The following is a 22,123-nucleotide window of genomic DNA, read 5'->3' on the forward strand; positions in this document are numbered from 1 at the left end:
CCATGCCCGAGTGGATCTGGACGTACGAGGGCTACGCCCCCGGCCGAGAGCGCCTGCGGGAGGCCCTGTGCACGCTCGGCAACGGCTACTTCGCCACCCGCGGCGCCGCCCCCGAATGCGTCGCCGACGTCGTGCACTACCCCGGCACCTACGCGGCGGGCTGCTACAACCGGCTGACCTCCACCGTCGCCGGGCGCCAGGTCGTCAACGAGGACATGGTCAACCTGCCCAACTGGCTGCCGCTGCGCTTCCGCATGCACACCTCGAGCGGCGACGCACCCTGGTTCCACCCCGACAGCCCTGCCCTGCGCGAACACCGCCAGAGACTCGACCTGTACTCCGGGACGCTCGAACGCAGCCTGCGGTACGCGGCGGACGACGGACGCGTACTGGCGGTGCGCCAGCTGCGGTTCGTCCACATGGGCGACCCGCATCTGGCCGTGCTGCGCACCCAGTTCACCGCCGAGGGCTGGTCCGGGGACATCGAGGTCGAGGCCGCGCTCGACGGCTCCGTGACCAACAGCGGCGTCGCCCGCTACCGCGAGCTCAACGGCAGCCACCTCGTCCACGTCAACGCGGGGGACGGCGACCGGGAGGCGGTGTGGCTGCGCTGCCGCACCACCACCTCCGACATCCGCATCGGCATGGCGGCCCGCACCACCGCCGACGAGCCCGGGGACCCGCTGCGAGCGGACGCCGAGCGGCTGCGCACGGCCCACGAACCGCTGCGTGCCGTACAGCTGCTGCGGCTGTCCCTCGAAGACGGCCGCACCCGGACCGTCGACAAGACCGTCGCCCTGCACACCTCCCGGGACGCGGCGATCAGCGACCCCCTGCACGCCGCAGTCGACCGCGTCGACCGCGCCTCCGGATTCGACGCCCTTCTGGAGTCCCACCGCACGGCCTGGCGGCAGTTGTGGGGCAGGGGCGAACTGGACGTGCCGGGGGAGGCCGGGCGCATCCTGCGCCTGCACCTCTTCCACGTCCTGCAGACCCTCTCGCCGCACACCGCCGACCTCGACGTCGGCGTACCGGCCCGCGGGCTGCACGGCGAGGCGTACCGCGGGCACATCTTCTGGGACGAGCTGTTCGTCCTGCCCTATCTGAACCTGCACTTCCCCGAGGTGTCCCGGGCGCTGCTCATGTACCGCCACCGCCGCCTGGAGGCGGCACTGCGGCTGGCCCGCGACATCGGGCACATCGGGGCCATGTACCCGTGGCAGAGCGGGAGCGACGGCCGCGAGGAGACGCAGGAGCTGCATCTCAACCCGCGCTCGGGGCGCTGGCTGCCCGACCACTCCCGGCTCCAGCACCACGTGGGGTCGGCCATCGCGTACAACGTCTGGCAGTACTGCGAGGCGAGCGGAGACGCGGAGTTCCTGCACACCAAGGGCGCGGAGATGCTGACGCAGATCGCCCGCTTCTGGGCCCACTGCGCCACGTACGACGAGGACAGGGAGCGCTACCGCATCCGCGGGGTCGTCGGACCCGACGAGTACCACGACGGGTACCCGGGATCGAAGCTGCCGGGCCTCGACGACAACGCGTACACCAACGTCACCGCCGCCTGGGTGCTCGCCCGCGCACTCGACGTCATCCGGGAACTGCCCGCGCCCCGCCGCCGCGAACTGAGCGAGCGCACCCTGCTCGACGAGTCGGAGCTGGAGCACTGGGACGAAGTCTCGCGGCGGCTTTACGTGCCCTTCCACGACGGTGTCATCAGCCAGTTCCACGGCTACGGCGACCTCACGGAACTCGACTGGGCCGCACTGCGCGCACGCCACGGGGACATACGCCGTCTCGACCGCGTCCTGGAGGCCGAGGGCGACACCGTGAACCGCTACAAGGCGTCCAAGCAGGCCGACGTCCTCATGCTCGGCTATCTGTTCTCGCCCGCCGAACTGCGCGGTCTCTTCCGGCGCCTGGACTACGACCTCGACGCCGACACCTGGCACCGGACCGTGGACTACTACCTGGAGCGCACCAGCCACGGCTCGACGCTGAGCGGCCTGGTCCACGGCTGGGTCCTCGCCCGGGTGCGCCGGCAGGACGCATGGGAGTACTGCCGCGAGGCGCTGGAGGGCGACATCGCCGATCTGCACGGCGGCACCACCGAGGAGGGCGTGCACCTGGGCGCCATGGCCGGCACGCTCGACCTCGTGCAGCGCGGCCTGACCGGGATGGAGACCCGCAGCGGGGCGCTCTGGTTCGACCCCGTCCACTCGCCCGAACTCCCCGACTACGGCTTCTCCATCCGCTACCACGGGCACTGGGGCGTGCGCGTGCGCATGCGGCCGGGGGAACTGGAGATCGGCGTACCGGACTCGGACGAGTCCCCGATCGACGTACGCCTCACCGACCGCACGGTGTCGGTGGAGCCGGGCACGTCCTGCGTGCTGCCGTTCCCGGTCGACTAGATCCTCTCTTGTGGATCAGGCCGGTCTTTGGATCAGGCCGGTCTTGGATCAGGCCGGTCTTTGGATCAGGCCGGTCTTGGATCAGGCCGGTCTTGGATCAGGCCGGTCTTTGGATCAGGCCGGTCTTGGATCAGGCAGGTCAGGCAGGTTTTTTGGATCAGGCCGGCTCACGTCGCGCGTGTGTCGTCGTCCACGAAGGAGAGGCGGTCCACCACGTCCACGACGCCGTCGACGCTCTGGCACAGGCGAACGACCACGCGCACCAGGCTCTTGCGGTCCAGCGTCCCGCTGAGCGTCACCCGGCCCTCGTCGACCTGGACGGTGACGGCCGCCGGGGACACGCCCAGCGTGCCGCCGAGGACGTCCTCCACGATCTCCTCCTGGATGGCCCGGTCCCGCCGCAGGAACAGCTGGAGGAGGTCGCTGCGGCTCACCACCCCGATCAGCCGCCCCGAGCCGTCCACCACCGGCAGCCGCTTGATGTGCCGGTCCTCCATCACCCGGGCCGCCTCCACCGCGCTCCACTCCGGCCGCGCGACCACGGCGGGGCTCGTCATCAGCCCCTCGGCCGTGTCGGAGCCCGTACCGCTGGTGTGCCGGCGCAGCAGATCCGCCTCGGACACGACACCGACGGGCCGGCCGTCGTCGTCGATCACGGGCACGGCGGTGATGCCGAACTCGTCGAGCAGCCGGGCGATCTCCTTGAAGACGGTGCCGCGCTGGACGCTCACCGCCTCGGGTGTCATCAGGTCGGCGACGCAGCGGTGTCTCATCCCGCACCGGTCCTCGGCGTCATGGCTCCACCTCCACCTGCGTACAGCTCCTCGACCCCAGTATTTCCGAGCCGCCCCGGCCGGTCGCGGCGGGGCGGCGCGCCGGGCATCGTCGCCGTGCGGCCCGCCGGGCGCCTGACTACCGTGGGCGCGAGGCGCGAGCCGCACCGGGAACGCCGACCTGGGAAGGTGCCACCATGCCCGAGAAACCGCAGACGGGAGGCCGGGCCGCGGGGCCGTCGAAGGGCGACATCGGCCGCCGGGTGGCCGCCCGCCGGCAGCAGCTCGGGCTGTCCCGCGAGGACGTCGCGCTGCGGGCCGGATCCGCGCCCGGGTACATCGAGTACCTGGAGGAGCAGACCGCGACCCCGGGCATGGGTTTCCTGCTGCGGCTGGCCGACGCCCTGGAGACCACCGTCACCGCCCTGACCGGAGGCGGCGCGGACACGCCGCCCGGCTCGGGGCGCGCCGCGCGCCGGCCCGAACTGGTGGAGCTGGCCGAGGACGAGTGCTGGGCGCTGCTCGGTACGCACGGAGTGGGGCGCATCGCCGTCGCGGGCCGGGACGGGCCCGCCATCCTCCCGGTCAACTACCTGGTCACCGAAGGGGAGGTGGCCTTCCGGACCTCCCGGGAGGCACGGCCCGGTCAGGTGGCGGGCGAGGAGATCGCCTTCGAGGTGGACCACATCGACGAGGCGTTCAGCCGTGGCTGGAGTGTCCTGATCGTCGGCGCGGCACGGTCGGTCACGGACCAGGACGCCGTACAAGAGCTGGAGCGGCAGGCGTACAGCGCGCCGTGGGCGGGCGGCGAGCGGGATCTGTGGATCGTCCTCGCCCCCGACCGGGTCACCGGCCGCCGCATCCTCGTGCGCGATGCGCCGGCGCCGTGGGACTTCCGCTGACGCCGGCCGCGTGCAGTCGGCCACCTCCCGCACGGCACGGGAGGCCGCGCCGCCGGGCCGCCCGCGACGTCCTCGCGGCGGGCGCCGACACGCCCGCCGCCGGGGCGGCGAGGACGGTGGCGTGCCAGGTCCGGAAGTCCTTGCTGGTGAGGGTCGGCCCGCGAGCCGGCGCAGATGCCGGTTGACCTCGTCGCCGCTCTCGTGTGCCGGGCGCGGCCCCCCCCAGTAGGCCGACAGCCTGTCGCCCCCGCCGCCCCGCCTCAGCAGCACCCGGCCGCGCCCGAGGCCGTCCGTGCGCAGGTCCCGGAGACCCGTTTGCGGACACGGGGGAGCGTGGGCGGCGGCCGCTTCACCCCGGATGCGCCCCGGCCGGCGGGCCCTCCGCTGGGATGCCGGCCATGCGGCGGGTACCCGGCAGGGGTCGCGCGGCATGCCGCGGGGCGCGTCGTACAGGCGGGCGGCCGATGAGGGAGAAGGACATGCCCGAGCTGCCGGATGTCGAAGGGTTCCGCGAGGTGCTGCGCTCCTGCGGCACGGGCCGGCGGATCAGGAGGGTCGACGTGCGCGACCCGGGCGTGCTGCGCGGGGTGACCGTGCGGCGGCTGCGGAAGGAACTGGAGGGGCGGCGTCTGGGGGAGCCCTGGAGGCACGGCAAATGGCTCGTCGCACCCACCGACGGACCCCGGGTCGTCTGGCACTTCGGGATGACGGGTCTGCTGCTGGCCGCATCGCCCGACGACCCCGTGGCGGACCACGACCGGATCGTGCTCACGCTCGACGACGACCGCAGGCTGCACTACCGCGACCAGCGCAAGCTCCAGGGCGTCCACCTCGCCGGCAGCGACGAGGCCGTGGGACACGTCCTCGGCGACCTGGGGCCCGACGCTCTCGGCCTGCCCCGGGACACGTTCCTCGAGCGCGTCGCCGGGCGGCGGGGCGCCGTCAAGAACGTGCTGATGGACCAGTCGGTGCTCGCCGGACTCGGCAACCTCCTCAGCGACGAGATCCTCTGGCGCGCCGGGGTGGCGCCCGGCCGCCCCGCGCGTGATCTGGACGAGGACGAACTGCGCCGGATCCACGCCGCGATGGGCCGGGTCCTGCGGTCCGCGGTCCCGGCCGCGCGCGTGCCGCCCCGGCGGACCTGGCTCACCGGACGACGGGACGACCGCGACCCGGTGTGCCCGCGCTGCCGGGGGCCCCTGAGCTCCGGCCGCACCGGAGGCCGCCGCTCCGTGTGGTGCCCCGCCTGCCAGAGCTGAGCCGCCCGGAGCGGGCCGGCCGCACACGGAGCCCGCGTCACCAGGGCTTCGGCGTCGCTAGGGCTTCAGCAGGGCCTTGACCATGCCGTCGGCCTTGGCCTGGAACGTCGCGTACGCCTCGGGGCCCTTCTCCAGCGGCAACGTGTGCGTGGCGAAGCCCTCGACGCCGAGCGGATCGGCGTCCGTCAGCAGCGGAAGGATGTCGTCCATCCAGCGCCGGACATTGGCCTGCCCCATACGGAGCTGGATCTGCTTGTCGAACAGGGTGAGCATCGGCACGGGATCCGCCATGCCGCCGTAGACCCCGACCAGGGAGATCGTGCCACCGCGCCGTACCGCGTCGATGGCCGTGTAGAACGCCTCCAGCCGGTCCACGCCGACATGCTCCATGACGCGCCGGGCCACGCGTCCGGGCAGCAGACCTGTCGCCCACTGCCCCGCCTTGGCGACCGGTGCGCCGTGGGCCTCCATCCCCACGGCGTCGATGACCGCGTCCGAGCCGCGGCCGTCCGTCAGGTCGCGGACCGCGTCGGCGACCTCGTCGTGCTCGCGCAGGTCGAGGACCGTCACCCCGCGCGCCTCGGCCCGGTCGAGACGCTCGGGGACGAGGTCGATGCCGATGACGAGTCCGGCGCCCCGGTGCAGGGCCACGCGGCAGGCCATGTCGCCGATCGGTCCGAGGCCGAGCACGGTCAGCGACCCGCCGGGCGGTACGTCCGCGTACTCCACGGCCTGCCACGCCGTCGGCAGTACGTCCGAGAGGTAGACGAAACGCTCGTCCGGTGGCCCCTCGGGCACCTTGACCGGCAGTGTGTCGCCGAAGGGCACCCGCAGGTACTCGGCCTGCCCGCCGGGCACCTGCCCGTACAGCTTCGTGTAGCCGAACAGCGACGCGCCCATGCCGCGGTCCCGCACCTGGGTCGTCTCGCACTGCGAGTGGAGGCCCTGGGCGCACATGAAGCACTCACCGCACGAGACGTTGAACGGCACGACGACGCGGTCGCCGGCCGAGAGGGCCGTCACCTCGGGACCGGTCTCCTCCACGACGCCCATGGGCTCGTGGCCGAGGATGTCGCCGGGATCGAGGTACGGGCCCAGGACCTCGTAGAGGTGAAGATCCGAACCGCAGATGCCGGTGGACGTCACCCGGACGATCACATCCTTCGGCTCGGTGATGCGGGGATCGGGGACGGTCTCGATCCGGACGTCCCGCCTGCCCTGCCATGTCAGTGCGCGCATCGTTTCCTCCCGCGTTGCTCTCCGGTGGGCGGCCTGCGGCCGTCGTACGGGCGGCGCCGCGCACCCGGCCACCACGGCCGAGTACCCGAAGCGGGCGATGCCATTGCATACAGAAGAAAACGGACTATTGGTACTCAATGGAGCGTCGGACTTTCCGGTATGAGGCGTTTCTCTTTCATTGCCCGTATGTCCGTTTATGTATGAAGTGTGCGGCTGGGTTTCCTTGTTGCCGGTTTCGTGACGTCGGTCACGTGACGGAATGCCCTGGATGGCGGGCAGGCGTCGCAGCCGCCTTGCGTGGAGGGAAAGTTGAGTTCCCGACAGGAAATGAGGAAGGTCATTTCCGTCTCTTTTCTCCGGTCTTGCATTGCGGTTGTGAATTCAGGGCTTGTTCCGTCGGGCCGCTCTCGCTTACGGTCACCGCAATCCGGATGGACCGCCGAATCCTGCCGCCGTCCGGGAATCCGACCACGCACTCACGTTCGGCAGGAGCGGGGGACCCAGGTAAGCCGCCGATCCGGAAACCGGAACGGCTCGGGGTGAAGTCGCACCGACCATGCGACCGGGCATCTCCAGCCCGAACCCGACAGCTCACCTCGCAGGCGACGGAGAGGAATGCGTCATGCCTGCAAAGGGTAAGCACCGCCGTCCCAAGTCCGGCCGACTCGTCCGCGGCTTCGTCGCCGCGGGCACGGGCGGCGCCGCGCTCGCCCTGCCGTTGTTCGGCGCGACCACCGCCGGTGCCGCGCAGCCGGCCCAGGCCGCGACCGCGAAGACCGCCGTCACGGCGCCCGCCGCGGCGAAGAAGGCCCCCGTGACGTACACCGTCGTCGCGGGCGACTCCCTGTCGAAGATCGCCGAGGAGCACTCCGTCAGCGGCGGCTGGAAGAAGCTCTACAACGACAACCGCCGGAACATCGGCGCCGACCCGGCGCTGATCCGCCCCGGCCTGAAGCTGACCATCGGCGCCAAGGCCAAGCCCGCGGACCGCGCCGCCGACGCCGCCCGCGCCGACCGCTCCGAGGCCCGCACCGCCCTGGTGGCGAAGAAGGCCCCGGCCGCGAAGCCCGCCAAGGCCAAGACGTATTCCAACGATCTCGACGGCTGGATCAAGGAATCGCTCGACATCATGGCCAAGCACGGAATTCCCGGCACCTACGAGGGAATCCACCGGAACATCATGCGCGAGTCCTCCGGAAATCCGCTGGCGATCAACAACTGGGACATCAACGCGGTGAACGGAACGCCCTCCAAGGGCCTTCTCCAGGTGATCGACCCCACGTTCCGGGCCTACCACGTTCCCGGCACGCCGTTCGACAGCTACGACCCGGTCGCGAACATCACCGCCGCGTGCAACTACGCCGCCGCCAGGTACGGCTCCATCGACAACGTGAACGGTCCGTACTGACCGTAGCCCCGCAATTCGCGGCTTCGATTGCAGACGGAATCGCGCCGGGCGCCTGTTCTGACATCACGTCAGTGCGGCGCCCGGCGCGGCCATGTGCTCACCCGCGCCGACGGCGGGAAGGTTGGAGGATGCGACTGCTGCTGATCTCCGACACCCATGTGCCCCGGCGCGCCCGCCGCCTGCCCGACGAGGTGATGGCCCGTGTCGAGGAGGCCGACGTGGTGATCCACGCCGGCGACTGGGTCGACACCGCGACCCTCGACCTCCTTGAGGACCGCTCCGCCCGCCTCCTCGCGGTGTACGGCAACAACGACGGCGACGCGTTGCGCGCCCGGCTCCCGGAGGTGGCCCGCGCGGAGCTCGGTGGTCTCCGGTTCGGCGTCGTCCACGAGACGGGCCCCGCCGCCGGACGCGAGCGGCGCTGCGCCGAGAGGTTCCCGGACCTCGACGTCCTGGTCTTCGGCCACAGCCACATCCCGTGGGACACCACGGCCCCCGGCGGCCTGCGGCTCCTCAACCCCGGCTCCCCGACCGACCGCAGGCGACAGCCCCACCACACGTACATGACCGCGCGGGCGGCGGACGGCGCGCTGACCGAGGTCCTGCTGCACCGCCTGTGACCGGACCCCGGGTAGTTTTGCGGTCAACCGATCTCAGGAGCCGCCCCGTGTCCGCCAGGCCCCGCCTGCTGTACGTCACCGACCTCGCCTACCCGGCCAAGGGGCGGCGGTACTGCGACGAGGACATCCACTTGTCCTCACGGCTGCGCGAGGACTTCGACCTCGCCCTCGCCCACCCGGCGGACGCGGCCGGGCTGATGGACGGCTTCGACGGTGTCGTGGTGCGCAACAGCGGGCCCGTCCTGCACTACCAGGACGCGTACGACGCCTTCCGCGAGAAGGCCATAAGGACCGGCGCCCGGGTCTACAACCCGCTGACCGCACGCGGCGACATGGCGGGCAAGCAGTACCTGCTGGACCTCACCAGGGCCGGGTACCCGGTCATCCCCACGGTGGACCGGCTCGACGACCTCGGCCTGTTGCCCGCCTCCGACGTGTACGCGGTCAAGCCCAGGGCCGGCGCCGACTCCATCGGCCTCCACTTCGCGGACGCCGAGCAGCTCCCCGGCCTCATACGCGGCGACGTGCTGATACAGCCGCGCGTCGACTTCGTCTACGAGGTCTCCTTCTACTTCGTCGACGACACCTTCCAGTACGCCCTGCACGCCCCCGACCCCGCCCGCCGCTGGGACCTGGAGCCGTACGAACCCACCGCGGCCGACCTCGACTTCGCCCGGCGCCTCATCGCCTGGAACACCGTCGACCACGGCATCCAGCGCGTCGACGCCTGCCGCACCCGCGACGTCGGACTGCTGCTCGTCGAGCTCGAGGACCTCAATCCGTACCTGTCCCTGGACCTTGTCGACGAGGCGACCCGTGAGGCGTTCGTCGCCGCGCTGAAGACCTCACTGCACCGCTTCCTCGCCGCACCGGCGGCTCCGGCCGCGTAGCGGGCGGCCCGGGGCCGGGCGCGACCGCCGGTGTGCCTCAGGCGGGCCGCGTGTCGGGTACGTCCGCGGCCCCTGCGTCGTACACGTCGAGGCGGCCGCACATGCCGAACCGACCGCGTGCCGCGGGCCGTTCCGCCCGTACGACGGCGTCCGCGAGGTAGCGGGCGTCGCCCCGTTCCAGGCGCGCCAACTGGGTGCCGGTGGCGGCCGATGCGGCCGCGGCGCCCGTCAGCCACCGCTCGCGCCAGCGGTCCGCGAGCGGGCGCACCAGGGCGGCCGCCGCCCGGTGGAACGCGGCCAGCGGCTCCGCATCCCCGGCCGCAGCCGCCGCGCGCAGCGCGGTGAAGCCCTCGATCGCCAGGTCGCGGCGGCGCCGGGCGGCCGTGGCGAGCTCCTCCTCGGAGGCGGTCGCCGGCAGGGCGACGGTCGCCCGGTAGCGGGCCGCGTCGGCCAGGTACGGAGGCGGCAGGGTGAGCACCGCGTCACCGGCCTCCGGCAGACCGCAGTTCTGCATCAGGACGACGATCGTCAGATCGCCCTCGTTGACCAGCCGGTGGATCGTGCCGGGCGTGAACCAGACCAGGGCGCCGGGAGAGAGCGGCGTCTCCTCGAACCCGGAGGCGGTCAGCGTCTGCACCGCGCCGCGCCCTCCGGTCACGGCGTACCCCTCCGAACAGGTCAGGTGTAGGTGGGGCGTTCCGCCGGGAAGCCCGTCCGCCGCCGGCCAGTCGTACACGCGCAGGCGGGACACGCCGATCCCGCCGGGCAGGCCGTCGTACACGGCGGCTGCACCGGGAGGGTTCATCTCGGGCCTCCTCGGGGGAGTACGGGCACGCGGGCGGCATTGGAGCAAGCGCTTTCTGCGGCACGTTAGGGAGGTTGTCCGGTCCGGTCAAGACGGCCACCACCTGCGCCCCTGTCCCGTCATCGCCCCAACATGCCGGGCAACCAGGCGAGTTGGGCGGCCTCCTGGTGCGGACCGCCGCCCTCGTGGTCGTTGAAGTCGTAGACCTCGATCCGCTTCTCCTCGTGGGCATAGGCGTTGAAGGCGGCGAACACCGTCGACGGCGGGCACGTCTGGTCCTCCAGCGCCGCCGAGAAGAGCGCCGGAGCACGCCCTCGCGCCGCGAAGTGGACCCCGTCGAAGTACGCGAGGGTGCGCGCCGCCTGCTCGCTTCGGCCGCGATGGGTCCGCAGGTAGTTGCCGACCTCCCGGTAGGGGTCGCGGTCGGTGAGCGTCGTTGCGCGCGGGAAGTCGCACAGGAACGGCACGTCCGGGGCGACGGCCGCGAGGTCCGGCATCAGGCCGCCCACCGCGAGCGCGATGCCGCCGCCCTGGCTCACGCCGACGGCCGCCGTCCTGGAGGCGTCCGTCAGCGGATGCGAGCGCGCCGCCTCGACCGCGCGTACGGCGTCGGTGAACACCCGCCGGTAGTAGAACTCGTGCGGGTCCTCGATGCCCTTTGTGAGGTAGCCGGGGAAGGCGGGCCCGCTGCCCACCGGGTCCGGTGTGCTGCCGTTCGTCCAGCCGCTGCCCTGTCCGCGGGTGTCCATGACGAAGTGCGCGAGACCTGCCGACGCCCACAGCAGATGGGTGTGCGGCAGTCCGCGTCCGCCGCCGTAGCCGAGGAACTCCACGACCAGCGGCACCGGTTCGGCGGTCCCGGCGGGCAGCACCAGCCAGCCCTTCACCGGGTGGCCCCCGAATCCGGCGAAGGTCACGTCGTGGACCTCCACCGACGTCAGACCGGTCGCGACGGGCTCGAAGCGCGCGTTGAGGGCGTGGGCGCGGGCCTCCTCCAGCGTCTTCGTCCAGAACGCGTCGAAGTCCGCCGGTTCGGCGGAGGCGCTGCGGTACCTGCGCAGCTGGTCGAGCGGGAGATCGAACAGGGCCATGGGGACCACCTTCGCTACGGGAGCAGGGAGCAGATCAACATGCCCTGCCACCGCCTGGCAAGGGCATGGCTCACGAGCGGCGCGCCGCTCCCATGGTGGACGGGCTCCTGCCGTCAGGGCCCTTGCCGACCGGCGGCCACCCCTGCTATCTCTCTCGGTTAGGAAAGTTTCCTTCCAATCGGCATGCATGACGCACCGGTTCTGTCCCGGCCCTTCCGCCCAGCCAACGGAGACCCCCCATGAGACCGGCACGGCTCTGGAAACACCCGCTCACCGCCCTCGGCGTGATCGGCACCGCACTGACGCTCGCCCTGACCGCCGCGCCCACGGCGCCCGCAGCCCCCGTCCCCGAGCCCCTCGCCGCCGCGGCGGCCGTCACCCACGAGGCCGAGAACGCGACCGTCTCGCGCGGGCTCGTGGAGTCCGACCACACCGGCTACACCGGCACCGGCTTCGTCAACTACGACAATGTCAGCGGCAGTTACGTCCAGTGGACGGTCAACGCCGCACAGGCCGGCCGAGCGACGCTGACCCTGCGCTACGCCAACGGCACCACCGCGAACCGGCCGATGGACATCTCCGTCAACGGCACCCTCGCCGCCGACGAGCGCGCCTTCAACGGGACCGGCTCGTGGACCTCCTGGTCGACGGTCACCCTCGCGGCCGACCTCAGGGCCGGCGCCAACACCATCAGGGCGACCGCCACCACCGCCAACGGCGGACCCAACGTCGACCACCTCGCCGTCGACACCGCACCCGCCTCCGCCGGCACACCCGTCGCCGTCAACGGACAGCTGAAGGTGTGCGGCACCAAGCTGTGCAACCAGTACGGAAAGCCCGTCCAGCTGCGCGGCATGAGCACCCACGGCCTGCAGTGGTACAGCCAGTGCGTCACCACCGGATCCCTGGGCGCCCTGGCCACCGACTGGAACGCCGACGTCCTGCGCATCTCCCTGTACATCCAGGAAGGCGGCTACGAGACCGACCCCCGCGGCTTCACCGACAAGGTCCACTCGATCATCGAGCAGGCCACCGCACGCGGCATGTACGCGATCGTCGACTGGCACATGCTCAGCCCGGGCGACCCGAACCACAACCTCGCCCGCGCCAAGACGTTCTTCACCGAGATCGCCCAGCGCCACCGCAGCAAGAACAACCTGCTGTTCGAAATCGCCAACGAGCCCAGCGGCGTGAGCTGGTCCACGATCAAGAACTACGCCGAGCAGCTCGTCCCCGTCATCCGGCAGAACGACCCGGACACACCGATCCTCGTCGGCACCCGCGCCTGGTCCTCGCTCGGCGTCTCGGAGGGCTCGAACGAGAGCGAGGTCGTGAACAACCCGGTCGACGCGGCCAACATCATGTACACGTTCCACTTCTACGCGGCCTCGCACCGGGACGAGTACCTGAACACCCTGTCCCGCGCGGCCGACAAACTGCCCGTGTTCGTCACCGAGTTCGGCACCCAGGACTACGCGGGCGAAGGGGCGAACGACTTCGCCATGTCCCAGCGCTACCTCGATCTGATGGCGAGCAAGAAGATCAGCTGGGTGAACTGGAACTACTCGGACGACCACCGCTCCGGAGCCGTGTTCAAGACCGGGACCTGCGCCGACAACGGTCCCTGGACCGGCACCACGTCGCTGAAGCCCGCCGGAGTCTGGGTCCGCGACCGCATCAGGACACCAGACGACTTCCCCACCGGCTGACCGGCCCGTCGCGCGTCCCCGCCCGCCCCTGTGATCCACTGGGCGGGCGGGGGCGCACAGCGAACACAGGTCACACATCAGGAGCAGCATTGGCCAGCTACCGGCAGCCGGGAGTCGTCCTCACCGACCACCGCTTCACGTCCCGCTCGACCACGGCGAGCCCGACGGCGAGCGGATCGAGCTCTACGGCCGCGAGGTCACCGGCGCCGGCCGCACGGGCGACGACCTGCCCTGGCTGCTGTACCTGGAGGGTGGTCCCGGCAACGCCGCCCGCCGCTTCACCGGGGCGCAGGCCTGGCTCGCCCGCGCCGTGGAGGAGTACCGCGTACTCCTCCTCGACCAGCGCGGCACCGGCCGCTCCACGCCCCTGAACCGCCAGACGCTCCCGCTGCGCGGCGGACCTCGGCAACAGGCCGCGCACCTCGCCCACTTCCGCGCCGACTCCATCGTCCGCGACTGCGAGACCATCCGGCGGCGGCTCACCGGCGGGGCGCCCTGGACCGTGCTCGGCCAGAGCTTCGGCGGCTTCTGCACCACCCACTACCTGTCCACGGCCCCCGAAGGGCTCCACACCGCTCTGATCACCGGCGGTCTGCCCGCCCTGGACGCGCACGCCGACGACGTCTACCGCGCCGCCTATCCGCGCATCCGCCGCAAGGTGGAGGCCCATTACGCCCGTTACCCGCAGGACGTCGAGCGCGCCCGCCGCATCGCCGCCCACCTCGCGGACCGTCCCGCCGTGCTGCCCGGCGGTTACACCCTCACGCCCGAAGCCTTCCAGTCGCTCGGCATCCTCCTCGGCGGCCAGGACGGCAGCCACCAGCTGCACTACCTGCTCGAGAACGGCTTCGTGCGCACGGCGTCGGGCCAGGAACTCTCCGACGCCTTCCAGGAAGCCGTCCGCCCCGTCCTGTCGTTCGCCGCCAACCCCCTGTACGCCGTGCTGCACGAGGCGATCTACGCCCAGGGCGGCCGGCCCACCGGCTGGTCCGCCGAGCGCGTACGCGCCGAGTTCCCGGAGTTCGACGCGCCGACGACGCTCGCCGGCGAGAGTCCGCTGATGTTCACCGGGGAGAGCATCCACCCCTGGCACTTCGAGGCGGACCCCGCGCTGCGCCCGCTGCGCGAGGCCGCCGAACTGCTCGCCGCCCGCGCCGACTGGCCCGCGCTCTACGACCCGGCACGCCTCGCCGTCAACGAGGTGCCGGTCGCCGCGGCCGTCTACCACGACGACATGTACGTCGACACCGCCGACTCCCTGCGCACGGCCCGCGCCGTCCGCGGTCTGCGCACCTGGGTCACCGACGAGTACGAGCACGACGGCGTGCGGGCGAGTGGCACCAGCGTCCTCGACCGCCTGCTCGCCCTCGCCCGTGACGAGGTCTGACGAACGATCCGTTCCGTCGGGGAGGCGGGGCCGTATCCTGCGGCCATGACGGATCAAGTGACCGAACAGCTCCAGGAGATGCCCGGCGACTGGCAGCGCGCCCTGGCCGTCGTCGCCCACCCCGACGACCTCGAATACGGCTGCGCCGCCGCCGTCGCCGGGTGGACCGACGGGGGACGCGAGGTCGTCTACGTCCTCGCCACCCGTGGCGAGGCGGGCATCGACTCCATCGCCCCGGCCGAGTGCGCACCGCTGCGCGAGCAGGAGCAGCGCGCCAGCGCCGCGGTCGTGGGCGTCCCCACCGTGGAGTTCCTCGACCACAAGGACGGCGTCATCGAGTACGGGACGGGGCTGCGGCGCGACATCGCGGCCGCCATCCGCCGCCACCGCCCCGAGCTGGTCATCACGCTCAACCACCGTGACACCTGGGGCGGCACGGTCTGGAACACCCCCGACCACCGCGCCGTGGGACGGGCGACCCTGGACGCCGCCGGCGACGCGGGCAACCGCTGGATCTTCCCCGAGCTCATCTCCGAGCAGGGGCTCGAACCCTGGGACGGCGTGCGGTGGGTGGCCGTGGCGGGCTCGAACAAGCCGAGCCACGCGGTCGACGCGGGGCCCGGTCTGGAGCGGTCCGTGCGCTCGCTTCTGGAGCACCGCATGTACATCGAGGGCCTGACGGACAAGGACCCGGAGGAGTACTGCCGCACCTTCCTCACCGGTATGGCCGAGGCGGCGGCGCCGCGCTTCGGGGGCCGGCCCGCCGTCACGTTCGAGGTGTTCCCGCGCTGACGCGCCGGCACCCCGGCCCCGGACCGCGTCGCGGTCCGGGGCTTCATTTTCTCGTCCCGAGGCGCTGCCCGCACGGCGGCCGCGTCCCTGTACACGCTGTGAACGAGCCTTACGGACACGGGACAGCGCGGGCTGCGGATTGACACGGCTTGCGGCCGGGCACATCACTGGCAGTGATGTGATGCGCGACTTCCTTGTGCGACCCGAGCGGCCCATGGAGGAAATGTGACGCTTCGCCTGCGAATAGCCGCCCTGGTCGCGGCACTCACGCTCGCATGTACCCCCGCCGTCGGCGAGGCCGCCGACGGGCACGGGCCGGACGGCAGGTCCCCGGCCGTCACCCCCACCCCACGCGAGGTCCAGTCCTTGGACGACCGGGTCACCATCACCTCGACCGTCACTCTGGTCGCCGACGAGGACGCCGACCCGCAGGCGCTCGACGTCACCGAGAAGGCGCTGCGCGAGGCGGGCGCCGACCGGGTCGTGCGCGGGGAGCGTGCCGTCGACGACCTGCTGACCGTCCACGTCGGCTCCGCCGGGGCCCTGGACGCCCTGGCCGCGCTCGAGGCCGAAGGCCCGGAGCGACTGCCCGCCGACGGCTACGTCCTCGGTATCGGCGGGGACCGGATCGTCCTCGCCGGCAAGGACGCCACGGGCACCTACTACGCCGCCCAGACCCTGCGCCAGGTCCTGCCGCACCGCGACCGCCCCGGCGCCCAGGTGCCCGGCCTGATCGTCCGCGACTGGCCCGCCACCCCCCTGCGCGGCGTCATCGAGGGCTTCTACGGCACCCCGTGGTCGCACGAGGCCCGGCTGGACCAGCTCGACTTCTACGGCGAGCACAAGATGAACATCTACGTGTACTCGCCCAAGGACGACCCCTATCTGCGCGACAAGTGGCGCGAGCCCTACCCCGCTTCGGCGCTGGCGCGCATCGAGGAGCTGGTCGACCGGGCCGAGCAGCGGCACGTGGACTTCACCTACGCTCTGTCCCCGGGCCTGTCCGTCTGCTACAGCTCCGAGGCCGACACCCGCGCCCTCATCGACAAGTTCCGGACGATCTGGGACATCGGCGTGCGCACCTTCGCCGTCCCGCTGGACGACATCAGCTACACGAAGTGGAACTGCCCCGGGGACCAGGCCAGATGGGGCACCGGCGGCGGTGCGGCGGGTGCGGCGCAGGCCCACCTGCTCAACCGGGTGAACCGCGAGTTCATCGCCGCCCACCCCGGTGCCGAGCCCCTGCAGATGGTGCCGACCGAGTACTACAACGTGACGGCGACCGCCTACAAGAAGGCGCTGGCCGAGCAGCTCGACGCCGACGTCGTCGTCGAGTGGACCGGCATCGGTGTCATCGCGCCGACCATGACGGTCGCCCAGGCGCGCGCCGCCCGCTCGGTCTTCGCCCACCCGATCCTGACCTGGGACAACTACCCCGTCAACGACTACGTCACCAACCGCCTGCTGCTCGGCCCCTTCAGCGGCCGGGAGAAGGGCCTGCCCGCCGAACTGGCCGGCATCACCGCGAATCCGATGATCCAGCCGTACGCGTCGAAGATCGCGCTGTTCACGGTCGCCGACTACACCTGGAACGACAGCGCCTACGACCCGCGCACCTCATGGCTGGCCGCGCTGCGGTGGTACGCGGGCGGCGACGGCCGCACCGAACGGGCCCTGCGGGCCTTCGCGGACGTCAACTACAGCTCGCGGCTCAACGTACAGCAGGCACCCGAACTGGCAGCCGCCTTCGAGGGGTTCTGGCGGGACGGCGACGCGGACCGGCTCCACGCGACCCTGGGCGGGCTGCGTACGGCGCCGTCGGTGCTGCGCGACCGCCTTCCCGAGCCGGGCTTCGTCGACGACGCCGGCCCCTGGCTGGACGCGACGGAGGCGTGGGCGGTGGCGGCAGGCACCGCGCTGCGGCTCGTGGAAGCCGCCCGCGACGGCGACGCCGCCGAGGCGTGGGAGCTGCGCGGGCGCCTTCCCGGACTGCTCGCCACCGCCAGGTCGTTCGTCTACACGGGACTCGGCGGCACGAAGGTGCCCGTCGTCGTCGGCGAAGGCGTGCTGGACAGGTTCGTCGAGGACGCTCGGGCCGAGCACGACCGCATCCTCGGTGTGCCCGGCGGCATCAGGGCCACCAGCAGCATCGGCACCTACCGCGACAACGTGACCGCGCGGATGATCGACGAGGACGACACCACGTTCTACTGGAGCAGCAGGGCGCCCGCTGCGGGCGACCACGTCGGCGTCGACCTGCGCCGGGAGCGGCCGATCGGCACCGTCACGCTGGCCATGGGCAAGCCGACCAGCCCGAACGACTACCTGCGCCGGGGCGTGCTGGAGTATTCGTCCGACGGCACGAACTGGCAGCAGCTGACGGCCTTCTCCGGAACGCCCGACGTCACGGCCACCGCCCCCGAGGGCGCCACCGCCCGCTACGTACGGGCCAGGGCGACGGCGGGCCAGACGAACTGGCTCGTCGTCAGGGAGTTCTCGGTCGCCACGGACAGCGCCTCCGTGAGCGGAGGCCCGCCCCCGGCGGCCGGCTCCGCACTGCGCGCCGCGGCCGACGGAGATCCGGACACCGCCTACCGTGCCGGACGAGCCCCCGAGCCGGACGAGGCGCTGACCGTGGACCTCGGCGTCGCGCGGGCCGTGCGGACGGTGAAGGTGCTCCAGCCCGGCGACACCGTGGCGCGCGCACTCGTCGAGCTGCGGGCACCGGACGGAACGTGGCGGCGGGTCGGCGAGATCCGGCGGCCGTACTCGCAGCTGAACACGGGCAACCGCACGGCCGACGCGGTTCGCCTGGTGTGGCAGAGCGGTACGCCGCAGATCGCCGAGGTCATCGTCCGCTAGGACCCTGGGGCCGCGCGAGATTGACAAATGGCCTTGCTGTTTCTGCAATGGAACGCATGGACGACGACCCACGGCTGGACGCCGTACTGAACGAGGTGGGGCCGAGGCTCCGCAGGATCCGGCGCGAGCGAGGAGCCACGCTCGGAGCCCTGTCGGAGGCGACCGGCATCTCAGTGAGCACCCTGTCCCGGCTGGAGTCGGGCGGACGCAGGCCCAGCCTGGAGCTGCTGCTGCCCATCGCCCGTGCCCACCAGGTGCCGCTCGACGAACTGGTCGGGGCCCCGCCCGTCGGTGACCCGCGGGTGCGGTCGAAGCCGATCGTGCGCGGCCACCGGACGATGTATCCGCTCACCAACCGGCCCGGCGGGCTCCAGGCGTACAAGGTGGTGCACAGGCCGGCCGAGGAGCCCCCCGAGCAGCGCACACACGAGGGGTACGAGTGGCTGTACGTGCTCGCCGGCCGCCTCCGGCTGCTGCTCGGCGACCACGACGTGGTGCTGGGTCCGGGGGAGGCGGCCGAGTTCGACACCCGGGTGCCGCACTGGTTCGGCGCGGCCGACGGTCAGCCGGTGGAGTTCCTGAGCCTCTTCGGCCCGCAGGGGGAGCGGATGCACGTCCGGGCGAGGCCGAAGCGCGGATGAGAATCCGGCGGGCGGCCGGGAAGGGGCTTCCACGACGGGCAAGCGACCGCTTAGTATGCAGCCCATACAGTAGCCCTACGGCTTGTGGGAGGCCCTGACATGCAGGCATGGCAAGTGCACCGGAGCGGCGAGCCGAGCGAGGTGATGCAGCTCGAGGAGGTGGACCGGCCCACGCCCGGCGAAGGGCAGGTCCTCCTCCGGGTCCGTGCCGCGAACATCAACTTCCCCGACGCGCTGCTGTGCCGGGGCCTGTACCAGATCAAGCCGCCGCTGCCCTTCACCCCGGGCGTGGAGATCTGTGGGGAGACCGAGGACGGCCGCCGGGTGATCGCCAACCCGGCCCTGCCGCACGGTGGTCTCGCCGAGTACGTGGTCGCGGACGAGGCCGCTCTGCTGCCCGCGCCCGACGCCCTGGACGACGCCGAGGCCGCGGCCCTGCACATCGGTTACCAGACCGGCTGGTTCGGACTCCACCGCAGGGCCGGCCTCAAGGAGGGCGAGACGCTGCTCGTCCATGCCGCGGCCGGAGGCGTCGGCAGCGCCGCCGTCCAGCTCGGCAAGGCGGCCGGAGCGAAGGTCATCGGTGTCGTCGGCGGTCCGCAGAAGGCTGCCGTCGCACGCGAACTGGGCTGCGACGTGGTCGTCGACCGCCGCACCGAGGACATCGTCGCCGCCGTCAAGGAGGCCACCGGAGGCCGCGGCGCCGACGTGATCTACGACCCCGTCGGCGGCGACGCCTACGCCAAGTCCGCCAAGTGCGTGGCCTTCGAGGGCCGCATCGTGATCGTCGGCTTCGCCAGTGGCGACATCCCGGCGCCCGCGCTCAACCACGCCCTGGTCAAGAACTACTCGATCATGGGCCTGCACTGGGGCCTCTACGCACGCAAGGACCCCGCGTCCATCGCTCACTGCCACCGGACGCTGACCGAGTACGCCGCCGAGGGCCTGATCAAGCCCCTGGTCAGTGAGCGGGTCCCCTTCAAGGGCGCCGCCGACGCCGTCCAGCGCGTCGCCGACGGCACGACCACCGGCCGCCTCGTCGTCGTGCCGGAAGGAGCCAACCGATGAAGAAGGCACCGGACGCAGCCGAACTGCGGGCGCTCACACAGGAGTTGCTCGCCGCACACCCTCCGGCCACCACCGCGCGAGGTGACTTCCTCCGGGCCCGATTCGCGGCCGGCCTGGCCTGGGTGCACTACCCCGAGGGCCTCGGCGGCCTCGGCGCGCCGCGCTCCCTGCAGGCCGTCGTCGACGCCGAGCTCGCCGCTGCCGGCGCGCCCGACAACGACCCGCGCCGCATCGGCATCGGCCTCGGCATGGCCGCGCCGACGATCCTCGCCTACGGCTCCGAGGAGGTGAAGCAGCGCTTCCTCGAGCCCCTGTGGACCGGCGAGGAGGTGTGGTGCCAGCTGTTCAGCGAACCGGGCGCGGGCTCCGACCTCGCTGCGCTCGGCACCCGCGCGGTCCGCGACGGCGACGACTGGGTGGTGACCGGGCAGAAGGTGTGGACGTCCAGCGCCCACGTCGCCCGCTGGGCCATCCTCATCGCCCGCACCGACCCCGACGTGCCCAAGCACCGGGGCATCACCTACTTCGTCTGCGACATGACCGACCCCGGCGTCGAGGTCCGCCCGCTGCGGCAGATCACCGGCGAGGCGGAGTTCAACGAGGTCTTCCTCACCGAGGTGCGCATCCCCGACGCGCACCGGCTCGGCGAGGTCGGCGACGGCTGGAGGGTCGCCCAGACCACGCTGATGAACGAGCGGGTCTCCATCGGAGGCATGCGGCTGCCCCGCGAGGGCGGGATGATCGGCACCGTCGCCCGCACCTGGCGCGAACGCCCGGACCTGCGCACCCACGACCTGCACCAGCGGCTGCTGACGCTGTGGGTCGAGGCCGAGGTCGCCCGGCTCACCGGCGAACGGCTGCGCCAGCAACTCGTCGCGGGCCAGCCCGGCCCGGAGGGCAGCGGCACGAAGCTCGCCTTCGCCCGGCTCAACCAGGAGATCAGCGGCCTGGAGGTCGAACTCCTCGGCGAGGAGGGGCTGTTGTACGAGGACTGGACCATGAGCCGCCCCGAGCTCGTCGACTTCACCGGGCGTGACGCCGGCTACCGCTACCTGCGCTCCAAGGGCAACTCCATCGAGGGCGGCACCAGCGAGGTGCTGCTGAACATCGTCGCCGAACGTGTCCTCGGCCTGCCCGCCGAACCGCGCAGCGACAAGGACATCGCCTGGAAGGACCTCGCGCGATGACGGACCTGCTGTACTCCGAGACCGAGACCGATCTGCGGGCAGCCGTCCGCTCGCTGCTCTCCGACCACGCCGACCCCGCCGCGCTCGTCGCCGGCGCCGCCGAGAGCGGGAGCCCCTACGACGCCGGTCTGTGGAAGGCCCTGGCGTCCGACGTCGGCGCCGCCGGGCTGCTCGTGCCCGAGAAGCTGGGCGGCCAGGGTGCGAGCCACCGCGAGGCGGCGGTCGTCCTGGAGGAGCTCGGCCGCAGCGTCGCCCCGGCGCCGTACCTCACCAGTTCCGTCATCGCGACGGAGGTGCTGCTCGCACTCGGTGACGCCTCCGGGGACGTGACCGCGCTGCTCGGCGACCTCACGGCGGGCCGCCGCACCGCCGTGGCCGCACTGCCGCTGTCGGCCGCCGCCGACGGACCGATGGCGGGCGACGCGGGACGCGTCACCGGCGTCGCGGACGCCGTCCGCGCCGACGTGTTCCTCGTGCTCCGGGCCGACGGCCTGTACCTGCTGGAGCGTTCCGAGGTCTCGGTGGAGCCGCAGACCGCGCTCGACCTGACCCGTCCGCTCGCCGCCGTCACCCCCAGCCCGGCCGGCACCCGCGTCGCGGACCGCGACGCGGGGGAGGCGGCCGTGCGGCGAGGGCTGCTCGCGGGGGCGGGCCTGCTCGCCTCCGAGCAACTGGGCGTCGCGGAATGGTGTCTGGAGGAGACGGTCCGGCACACGCGGGAGCGGCACCAGTTCAACCGGCCCATCGGCTCGTTCCAGGCGCTCAAGCACCGCATGGCCCAGCTGTGGCTGGAGGTCGTCTCGGCCCGGGCCGCCGCGCGCGCCGCGGCCGACGCCCTGGCCACCGGCGGCCCCGACGCGGCGGTGGCGGTGGCCGTCGCCCAGGCGTACTGCTCCCGGGTCGCCGTGCACGCGGCCGAGGAGTGCGTGCAGCTGCACGGCGGGATCGGCATGACCTGGGAACACCCCGCGCATCTCTACCTGAAGCGGGCCAAGGCCGACGAGATCGCGCTCGGCACTCCGGGCCGGCACAAGGAGGAGCTGGCCGCGCTCGTCGATCTCCAGGCCCCGTAA

17 protein-coding genes, 1 pseudogene and 1 riboswitch are annotated in these 22,123 nt (G+C 72.3%); of the genes and pseudogenes, 14 read left to right on the forward strand and 4 right to left on the reverse strand.

The window, feature by feature from the left end; translation table 11 throughout:
- The first annotated feature begins 2 nt into the window (after positions 1-2).
- Positions 3-2,417 carry a glycoside hydrolase family 65 protein gene (locus tag ACWD0A_RS06445; RefSeq protein ID WP_451295169.1) on the forward strand — a complete coding sequence of 805 codons (2,415 nt, stop codon included), beginning with the start codon at positions 3-5 and terminating at the stop codon, positions 2,415-2,417.
- A 167-nt stretch (positions 2,418-2,584) separates the two neighbouring features.
- Here ACWD0A_RS06445 and ACWD0A_RS06450 read toward each other — a convergent pair whose 3' ends face one another.
- Entirely contained in the window at positions 2,585-3,190 is a 606-nt protein-coding gene (locus ACWD0A_RS06450) for a CBS domain-containing protein (protein ID WP_451295171.1), read from the reverse strand.
- 197 nt (positions 3,191-3,387) lie between these two features.
- Here ACWD0A_RS06450 and ACWD0A_RS06455 point away from each other — a divergent pair, with 197 nt between their 5' ends.
- Positions 3,388-4,092 (forward strand): helix-turn-helix domain-containing protein, encoded by a 705-nt coding sequence (locus ACWD0A_RS06455; protein WP_451295173.1) that lies wholly within the window; start codon positions 3,388-3,390, stop codon positions 4,090-4,092.
- A 479-nt stretch (positions 4,093-4,571) separates the two neighbouring features.
- Positions 4,572-5,351, forward strand: a complete 780-nt coding sequence (locus ACWD0A_RS06460; protein WP_451295175.1) for an Fpg/Nei family DNA glycosylase — start codon at positions 4,572-4,574, stop codon at positions 5,349-5,351.
- Between the two features lie 57 nt (positions 5,352-5,408).
- Here ACWD0A_RS06460 and ACWD0A_RS06465 read toward each other — a convergent pair whose 3' ends face one another.
- Positions 5,409-6,590 (reverse strand): zinc-dependent alcohol dehydrogenase, encoded by a 1,182-nt coding sequence (locus tag ACWD0A_RS06465; protein ID WP_451295177.1) that lies wholly within the window; start codon positions 6,588-6,590, stop codon positions 5,409-5,411.
- Positions 6,591-7,051: 461 nt separating this feature from the next.
- A riboswitch (cyclic di-AMP (ydaO/yuaA leader) is annotated at positions 7,052-7,208 on the forward strand.
- Between the two features lie 4 nt (positions 7,209-7,212).
- Here ACWD0A_RS06465 and ACWD0A_RS06470 point away from each other — a divergent pair.
- From ACWD0A_RS06470 to ACWD0A_RS06480, 3 genes are all read left to right on the forward strand, one after another.
- Complete coding sequence (locus tag ACWD0A_RS06470) at positions 7,213-7,998, forward strand: transglycosylase SLT domain-containing protein (protein WP_451295179.1); 786 nt, start codon at positions 7,213-7,215, stop codon at positions 7,996-7,998.
- Between the two features lie 128 nt (positions 7,999-8,126).
- Positions 8,127-8,618 carry a metallophosphoesterase family protein gene (locus ACWD0A_RS06475; RefSeq protein ID WP_451295181.1) on the forward strand — a complete coding sequence of 164 codons (492 nt, stop codon included), beginning with the start codon at positions 8,127-8,129 and terminating at the stop codon, positions 8,616-8,618.
- A gap of 47 nt (positions 8,619-8,665) precedes the next feature.
- Positions 8,666-9,508, forward strand: a complete 843-nt coding sequence (locus tag ACWD0A_RS06480; protein WP_451295183.1) for a hypothetical protein — start codon at positions 8,666-8,668, stop codon at positions 9,506-9,508.
- Between the two features lie 37 nt (positions 9,509-9,545).
- On the opposite strand, the gene ACWD0A_RS06485 is transcribed toward ACWD0A_RS06480, so the two are convergent.
- Positions 9,546-10,313, reverse strand: coding sequence for a cupin domain-containing protein (locus ACWD0A_RS06485; protein WP_451295185.1), 768 nt, complete (start codon positions 10,311-10,313; stop codon positions 9,546-9,548).
- 119 nt (positions 10,314-10,432) lie between these two features.
- A complete protein-coding gene (locus tag ACWD0A_RS06490; protein ID WP_451295187.1) occupies positions 10,433-11,404 on the reverse strand; it encodes an acetylxylan esterase in 972 nt (323 codons plus the stop codon).
- 239 nt (positions 11,405-11,643) lie between these two features.
- Here ACWD0A_RS06490 and ACWD0A_RS06495 point away from each other — a divergent pair, with 239 nt between their 5' ends.
- From ACWD0A_RS06495 to ACWD0A_RS06530, 8 genes and pseudogenes are all read left to right on the forward strand, one after another.
- A complete protein-coding gene (locus tag ACWD0A_RS06495; protein ID WP_451295189.1) occupies positions 11,644-13,113 on the forward strand; it encodes a cellulase family glycosylhydrolase in 1,470 nt (489 codons plus the stop codon).
- 89 nt (positions 13,114-13,202) lie between these two features.
- Positions 13,203-14,500, forward strand: a pseudogene (locus tag ACWD0A_RS06500) (alpha/beta fold hydrolase).
- 45 nt (positions 14,501-14,545) lie between these two features.
- The gene (locus ACWD0A_RS06505) at positions 14,546-15,292 is read left to right on the forward strand and encodes a PIG-L deacetylase family protein (protein WP_451295191.1); all 747 of its coding nucleotides are present in this window, start codon (positions 14,546-14,548) and stop codon (positions 15,290-15,292) included.
- Positions 15,293-15,517: 225 nt separating this feature from the next.
- The gene (locus tag ACWD0A_RS06510; protein WP_451295193.1) at positions 15,518-18,154 is read left to right on the forward strand and encodes a beta-N-acetylglucosaminidase domain-containing protein; all 2,637 of its coding nucleotides are present in this window, start codon (positions 15,518-15,520) and stop codon (positions 18,152-18,154) included.
- A gap of 56 nt (positions 18,155-18,210) precedes the next feature.
- Positions 18,211-18,795, forward strand: a complete 585-nt coding sequence (locus tag ACWD0A_RS06515) for a helix-turn-helix domain-containing protein (RefSeq protein ID WP_451295195.1) — start codon at positions 18,211-18,213, stop codon at positions 18,793-18,795.
- A 99-nt stretch (positions 18,796-18,894) separates the two neighbouring features.
- Positions 18,895-19,863 (forward strand): NADPH:quinone oxidoreductase family protein, encoded by a 969-nt coding sequence (locus ACWD0A_RS06520; protein WP_451295197.1) that lies wholly within the window; start codon positions 18,895-18,897, stop codon positions 19,861-19,863.
- The gene (locus ACWD0A_RS06525) at positions 19,860-21,050 is read left to right on the forward strand and encodes an acyl-CoA dehydrogenase family protein (RefSeq protein WP_451295199.1); all 1,191 of its coding nucleotides are present in this window, start codon (positions 19,860-19,862) and stop codon (positions 21,048-21,050) included. Before ACWD0A_RS06520 ends, ACWD0A_RS06525 begins: the two co-directional genes overlap by 4 nt.
- Positions 21,047-22,123: an acyl-CoA dehydrogenase family protein gene (locus tag ACWD0A_RS06530; RefSeq protein ID WP_451295201.1), complete on the forward strand. Its 1,077-nt coding sequence runs from the start codon at positions 21,047-21,049 to the stop codon at positions 22,121-22,123. The genes ACWD0A_RS06525 and ACWD0A_RS06530 overlap by 4 nt, the downstream gene beginning before the upstream one ends.

The sequence above is a fragment of the Streptomyces sp. NPDC002867 genome (genome assembly GCF_053591895.1).